The organism is Microbacterium sp. MYb64, from assembly GCF_002979495.1.
Lineage (GTDB): Bacteria > Actinomycetota > Actinomycetes > Actinomycetales > Microbacteriaceae > Microbacterium > Microbacterium azadirachtae_A.
In genome coordinates this window covers 354,099-360,832 of sequence record NZ_PCOW01000002.1, presented here as the reverse complement: position 1 = coordinate 360,832, position 6,734 = coordinate 354,099, and the positions used below count along the sequence as shown (strand labels likewise).

The following is a 6,734-nucleotide window of genomic DNA, read 5'->3' as shown; positions in this document are numbered from 1 at the left end:
TGGCCTTCAGCACCTCGGTCAGGTTGCAGAGATCGATGGTCGTGCGCCCGGCCCAGTACTGCTCGATCAGCGTGGCCTCGTGGGCGTCACGTGCTGCGGACAGCTCCGCCGCCTCACGCACCTCCTCGCGCCGGACGACCACCACGCCGTCCGCATCGCCCTTGACGACGTCTCCGGGGCGGATGGATTCGCCCGCGAAGACCACAGGCTGGTTGAGCGCACCGAGGGTCTCCTTGACCGTGCCCTTGATCGACACGCTCCCGGAGAACACGGGAAGGCCGAGCGCACGCAGCTCCTGGGTGTCCCGGACTCCGGAGTCGGTGACGAGAGCCGCGATGCCCTTCGCCTTGCAGGCATTGCCCAGCACGTCGCCGAACATCCCTGCCTCCGGGAAGCCACCGGCGGCCACGATGAGCACGTCGCCCGGCTGCGCGTAGTGGATCGCGACCTGCAGCATCAGGTTGTCCCGCGGCGCGCAGACCACGGTGAACGCGGAGCCGACGAACGACGTGTCGCGATCGATGGGCTTGATGCGGGAGTCGAGAGCCCCGCGACGTCCCTGAGCCTCGTGGATCGTCGCCGAGGTGAACTCGCCGAGACGGGCGATGTCGGACGCACTCGCCCGCTCGATCTTCGTGGTGACGTGAACCATGGCGTCGTCCTTACTCTGCGTCCTGCGTGAGCGCGTCCTGCGGGCGGCGGTCGAAGGTGAGACCGCCCGGAACCTGGAATGTCGGCATGAGCTCGATGAGCCCGATGTTGACGTGAGCCGGTGCGTCCACCGCGAACTCGATCGCCGACACGAGGTCGTCGACCGTGAGCGACTCGAAGCCCTCGTAGAACTCGGCCCAGGCGGCGGCATCGGTCTCCGGCGTGCCCCCGAGGTTGCGCGAGAAGATCTCCGTCTCGATGCGTCCCGGGCTGAGCTCCGTCACGCGGACCCGTTTGCCGAGGGCATCGTTACGCAGCTGACGGGAGAGCTGATGGATCGCGGCCTTCGTCGCGTGATAGGCCGTGTGTCCGAAGAAGTTGTAGTGCCCGGCGATCGAGGAGATGTTGAGGACGTGGCCGCGATCGCGCTCCACCATGCCGGGATAGACAAGGCGAAGGATCTGCATCACCGCCGTCAGGTTCACCTCGATGAGGTCGTCGAGGTCCTCGGCCGACGAACTCAGGAGGTTGCCCGGGCGACTCACACCCGCGCTGTTGAGCACGATGTCGGCTTCGATGCCCTCCAGCTCGCGAGTGAGGGCGACCGTATCGCGCACGTCGACGGCATGCGCGATCACGCCCTTCTCCGCCAGCGCCGCGAGTCGTGACTCGTCACGGGCGATCGCGTGGACGGTGAGGCCCTTCGCGAGGAAGAGGTCGATCGCGCCGCGGCCGACGCCACTGGTCGCGCCAGTGACGACGGCGACACGGTAGTCGGAGAAAGTCATGAAAAGGTCCTTCCGGTGATTGAGGTGGAGAGAGCGTCCAGGGCCGAGAACACGGACCGGACGCGAAGACGAAGAGCCTCGAGCTCGACGCGGTCGGCGCGCGCACGCGCCGCGGCGTCCGAGGATGAGACCTTGCGGAAACGGACGCGCTCGCCCGGACGCACCTGGGCGAGAGTGTCGAGCGAACCCGAGGTCACGACTGCGAGCACGGGATATCCCGCTGTGACACCGCGCCCGCGATGCAGGACGAGGAGCTCCTCCCCCGGCGGGACCTCCACGGCGCCTACGGGCACGCCTCGGGACAGCACCTCGCCGTGCGTCCGGCGCTCTGGCAACGGGCCGACCATCCGCAACCCGATGTGATTGCTGGTCGGGGTGACGAGGTATGGCTGTGCGAACAGGCGGTCGGCCGTGTTGGCGAAGTCGTCGAGATCGGGGCCGTCCGTGACATCGACGACGAAGCCCGTCGACGGTCGCGGAACGTCGAGGCTGTACAGCTCGGCGGCGAAGTGATCGTTGAAGATCGCGTCCGTCGAGCGTCGCACCGTAATCGAGGCGCCACCGGCGAGGTGCCCTCCGAAGCCCAGCACGGAATCGGGCGCGCAGCTGCCGAGGAGCTGCGGCACGTCGAACGAGCCGCGGACGGCGAGGTACGCGCGCAGCCCGCCCTGGAGGTGACGCAGGGCGACGGTCTCCCCCGCACGCACGGAGACCGGCTGGTTCGAGGGCCGCCCCACGCCATCCACGGTGAGGTGACCATCCGCTCCGGCGACCGCCAGGAGGATGTCGGCTCCGGCGACGAACTCGATGTCGAGAGCCGTGATCTCCAGCAGCGGGGCCTCGTCGGGGTTGCCGACGAGAATGTTCGCGATGCGGGCCGAACGCTGGTCGAGGGCGCCGTTCACCGGCACGCCGTAGCGCGGTCCGCGGCGGCGTCCGAGGTCCGTCACCTGGGTGGCGCCCGCTTCGGTGAAGGTCAGCGTGCCGGCGCTCATCGTGCCACCATCCGGGTTCCGCGCAGCGCCTCGTACTCGTCCCGACCGATCGGACGGAAGCGGATGAGATCTCCTGGCTCGTACGGCACGAACGGCTCGGCCTGCAGATCGAGCACGGTCAGAGGCGTCCTGCCGACCAGTCGCCAACCGCCGGGCGCAGCCGCAGGCGTGATCGTGGCCTGCCGTCCGGCGACCGAGACCACTCCCTGAGGGACGTGCGGGCGGGGCTTCGCCAGACGCGGCACCGGGTGCGGGAACGGAGGGCCATCGAGCATCGGGGAACCGCCCGGCGCGCCGAGGCAGCGCACGACGTAGGTCGGCTCGCTGTGCAGGCGGACGATCTCCGCCGCGCTCAGACCCTGCGCGTCGGCGACGTCCTGAAGGTCGAGCTCCCCGTCGAGGTCGTAGAGGACGGGGACGTCGAACGTGCGCGGGGTCTGGGTGAGCGGCTGGTCGGCGTCCAGGTCCTCGACGACGTGCTCGAGGTAGTCGCGCAGGCGATCGAGGGAGACGTCGATCGGGTCGATCTCGATCAACGCCGCGTCGTAGGTCGGGATGACGCACTCGACTCCCGGCACGCGCGAGGAGTCGACGAGTCGGGCCAGGTGATGGACGAGTCGCCAGCCGGCCTCCTTGTCGGCCAGGGTGCTCGCGACCCGAAGAGCGGAATTCCCGCTGGGCGAGATGATGACGGATGCGTTCGGCACGGTACTCACTCCAGCCAGTCCGCGAGAGGCGCGATCACGACGCCGGCAGCTTCCAGGCCGTCCCGGATCTGCTGCGCGAGTGCGACCGCACCTGCCGTGTCGCCGTGCACGAGGACGGTGTCGCACGCGACGGGGATCGGGACGCCGTTGCGGCTTTCGATCACGCCGTCGACCACCATCCGCACGGTCCGACGCCGGATCTCCTCCGCATCATGGATCACGGCGCCCGGCTCGGTGCGCCGCACGAGCGTGCCGTCGTCCTCGTATGCCCTGTCGGCGATTCCGACGATCCCGACCCGCAGACCGGCCGCACGGGCGGCGTCGGCGAGCTTGCCGTCCTGTGCGAGGACGATGAGCTCCGGGTCGAGCCTCCACGCCGCGGTGGCGACGGCATCCGCGTAGTCCTCGCGGACCGCGACCAGGTTGCCCAGCCGGCCATGGGGCGCCAAGTGGGAGATCTTCGCGCCGTGGAAGGCGGCGATCGCCTGGAGGGCTCCGAACTGATACAGCACGTCGGTGCGGACCTCTTCGGCCGTCAGGCCCATGTCTCGACGGCCGAATCCCTGCAGATCGGGGAAGGATGGGTGAGCGCCGATGCAGACTCCACGCTGCGTGCACGCCCGGACCGTCTGGTCCATGATCCGCGGATCACCGGCGTGGAAGCCGCAGGCGACGTTCGCCGACGTGAGGATGTCCAGAAGCGCGGCGTCATCTCCCATGCTCCAGGGGCCGAATCCCTCGCCGAGATCTGCGACCAGATCGATCGTCCGGGTCATCGTCAGCTCCTCTCCTCATCGTGATTCCGCTGTCATGGATCAGGCTAGAACGGGTGGCATCACGCAGTGCAAACATGTGCCCAGCTCGTGCCGAACTACCCCGGATCTGCCGAGGTTTCAGTGGCCGCTTCGACCACGCTTGGCAATTTCCTTGCCAATCATGACGCCGCGCAGATAGGTCATCGATTCGATGAAGTCATCGTCCTCGTGGGGCTCGCACTTCGCCTCCACCGTGAGCGTCCCCTGATAGCCGTCCGCCTGGAGCGCAGCGATCTGGCCGGCGATGTCGGTCTCGCCGGTGCCGAAGCGCTGCCACACCATCCGGTCGTCGAGGATGCGGCCGTCCTTGAGGTGGACGTTGCGGATGTGCGGCTTCAGCAGCTCATAGCTCTCGCGGAAGTGCCGATGTTCCGCCTCGTAGAGGTTCCCGGTGTCCCAGACGTAGCCGAAGTTGGACCTGCCGATGCCTTCCAGCAACCGCAGACAGTTCTCCCCGGTGTCGGCCCAGGACCCCGGGATGTTCTCGAGCAGCAGCTGGAATCCGCGCGCGGCAGCGACGTCGGCGGCCTCGCCCAGCAGGTCGACGACCCGGGCGAAGTCGCCCTCATCGTCGAGCGGACTGCGGTCGACACCGAAGGTGATGAGGGTGTCGACACCGATCCGCTCCGCCAGATCGAGGCTCATCGACAGGATCTCCGTCGAGTGGAATCCGATCAGATCGCTGTGCAGGTCGGCCTTGAACAGGCCGGGCGAGACGGCGGAGTAGTGGATGCCGTATTCCGCGGCGATCGTCTTGAGCCGCCCCCAGGCCGCCGCTTCGACGACCGGGAAGCGCTTGGCCTCGACCATCCGGATCTCGAAGTTCCGCACGCCCTGCGCCGTGGCCATCGTGAAGATCTTGCGGAAGGCTCCCACCGACCGATCGGGGGTCACCTCGTCGGTGACGGTGGACAGGATCATTCTGTTTCTCCTCTTCTCATGGTGATGCGCGCTCAGCCCTTGACCGCACCGGTCGTGATGCCTTTGACGAGCGAGTTCTGCAGGAGCAGATAGACGATCAGGCTCGGCATCAGAGCCAGGAACGCCGCGGCGAGGAGCACGCCGGTGCCGACCTGCACGTCCGCGCGGAAGCTCGTCAGGGCGACGGTGATCGTGTAATTGGTGGTGTTGTTGGCTCCGACCAGCGGCAGCAGGTACTGGTCCCAGATGCCGATGAAGCCGAAGATCGTCACGACGCCCAGGGCCGGCTTGCACAGCGGCAGGATGATCTGGAAGAGCAGCCGCAGATCACCCGCCCCGTCGATGCGGGCGGCCTCCTCGATCTCGTCCGGGATGTCGCGCATGAACGCCGTCATCACCAGGATCGAGAATGCCGACGCCGCGACCGGGAGGATCACGGCGAAGACCGTGCCCCGGAGATTCAGGCCCGTCAGCGGAATGTCGCCGAGCACGACCGCAAGAGGCACCGCCACCAGTTCTTCGGGGAGCATCATGGTCGCGAGGAAGAGGCCCAGGATCAGCGCCCGCCCGCGGAAGCGATGCCGGGCCAGCGCGTAGCCGGCGGTGACCGCGAGCAGCGTCTGCAGCAGGAGTCCGCCTCCCGCGATCACGATCGAGTTCCAGAAGAACGACCAGATCCCGCGATCGGCGGCGACCTCGAAGTTCTTCATGCTGGGGTTCGCCGGGATCAGAGTCAGCCTCGTCGGATCCGAGTTCAGGTCGAACGCGCCGGCGATGATCGTGACGATCGGCCCGGCGAACACGTAGAGGACGACGATGCAGAGGGCGATGCGGAGAACGAGCGAGGCCGTCCGGCCCGCCTGCCAGCCGAGCGCGGTGTCGAAGCGCTCGGAGGCTTCGCCGCGCCGGCGTCTCGGGCGCCGGGCGCCTGCCGTGACGATCGCCTCCGTCGCCGTGCTCGTTCCGTCGGTGAGGGCCATCACGCGTCCTTTCCTCGTCGCAGCAGCGCCGCGGTGCCGAGCGTGATGATCACCGTGACGACGAGCAGGATGATCGAGGCCGCCGAAGCGACGCCCACCTCATTGCGCTCGAAACCGAGGGAGTACACCCGCGTCATCCAGACGTCCGTGGCTCCCGACGGGCCTCCTTTCGTCAGCACCCAGACATCGGTGAAGACGCGGAGGCTGCGGATGGCCGCGAGGACCAGCACGATGCTGAGAGCGGGCTTCAGTGCGGGGAGAACGATGAACCAGAGCCTCTGGATCATGTTCACGCCGTCGATGGCGGCCGCCTCGTAGAGGGAGCGGTCCACCGCGGCGAGGCCGGCGAGGACGATCACCATGTTGTACGGCGCGCCCTGCCAGATCCCGACGGCCATGACGGAGAGCAGCGCGGTGTTCGGGTCCTCGAGCCAGTGCACTGGCGGGGCGCCGAACGCGCCGAGAACCGAGTTGAGGAAGCCGTCCTGCGCCGGGAAGTAGATGATCCGCCAGACCTCGGCGATCACGGCGGTGGCCGTGACCACGGGGAGGAACGCCGCCGTCCGGACGAACCAGAGATACCTGCTCGCGCCCTCGAGGACCAGCGCGAGCACGATGCCGCCGATGACCGCACCCGCAGCCGTACCGAAACCGAGGACGAAGGTGTGCCAGATCGCGGCGTGGAACTTGGGGTCGTTCAGCACCGCGACGTAGTTGTCGAGGCCCACCCAGACGTCGCCGAGGAACGGACGCACCTCGTGGAAGCTCATCTGGATCCCCGTGACCATCGGGATGAACTTGAAGTACGCGAAGACGAGCAGAGCCGGAACCAGGAAGCCCCAGACGATCACACCCCGCTTCATCCGCGCCCGCCGTG

Annotated in this window: 8 protein-coding genes; all 8 read right to left on the bottom strand. The window is 67.9% G+C overall.

What is annotated here, in order from left to right:
• On the bottom strand, window positions 1-652 hold a 652-nt coding region (locus CQ044_RS03880), incomplete at its 3' end, for a 4-carboxy-4-hydroxy-2-oxoadipate aldolase/oxaloacetate decarboxylase (protein WP_105686961.1).
• Between the two features lie 10 nt (window positions 653-662).
• Window positions 663-1,439, bottom strand: a complete 777-nt coding sequence (locus CQ044_RS03875; RefSeq protein WP_105686959.1) for an SDR family oxidoreductase — start codon at window positions 1,437-1,439, stop codon at window positions 663-665.
• Window positions 1,436-2,434, bottom strand: coding sequence for a biotin-dependent carboxyltransferase family protein (locus tag CQ044_RS03870; protein WP_105686957.1), 999 nt, complete (start codon window positions 2,432-2,434; stop codon window positions 1,436-1,438). Before CQ044_RS03870 ends, CQ044_RS03875 begins: the two co-directional genes overlap by 4 nt.
• Complete coding sequence (locus CQ044_RS03865) at window positions 2,431-3,141, bottom strand: allophanate hydrolase subunit 1 (protein ID WP_258133149.1); 711 nt, start codon at window positions 3,139-3,141, stop codon at window positions 2,431-2,433. The genes CQ044_RS03870 and CQ044_RS03865 overlap by 4 nt, the downstream gene beginning before the upstream one ends.
• A 5-nt stretch (window positions 3,142-3,146) precedes the next feature.
• Complete coding sequence (locus tag CQ044_RS03860; protein WP_105686955.1) at window positions 3,147-3,917, bottom strand: LamB/YcsF family protein; 771 nt, start codon at window positions 3,915-3,917, stop codon at window positions 3,147-3,149.
• A 117-nt stretch (window positions 3,918-4,034) separates the two neighbouring features.
• Window positions 4,035-4,877, bottom strand: coding sequence for a sugar phosphate isomerase/epimerase (locus CQ044_RS03855; RefSeq protein WP_105686953.1), 843 nt, complete (start codon window positions 4,875-4,877; stop codon window positions 4,035-4,037).
• Between the two features lie 32 nt (window positions 4,878-4,909).
• A complete protein-coding gene (locus CQ044_RS03850; protein WP_105686952.1) occupies window positions 4,910-5,857 on the bottom strand; it encodes a carbohydrate ABC transporter permease in 948 nt (315 codons plus the stop codon).
• Window positions 5,857-6,720, bottom strand: coding sequence for a carbohydrate ABC transporter permease (locus tag CQ044_RS03845; protein WP_105687011.1), 864 nt, complete (start codon window positions 6,718-6,720; stop codon window positions 5,857-5,859). The genes CQ044_RS03850 and CQ044_RS03845 overlap by 1 nt, the downstream gene beginning before the upstream one ends.
• Between the last annotated feature and the right edge of the window lie 14 nt (window positions 6,721-6,734).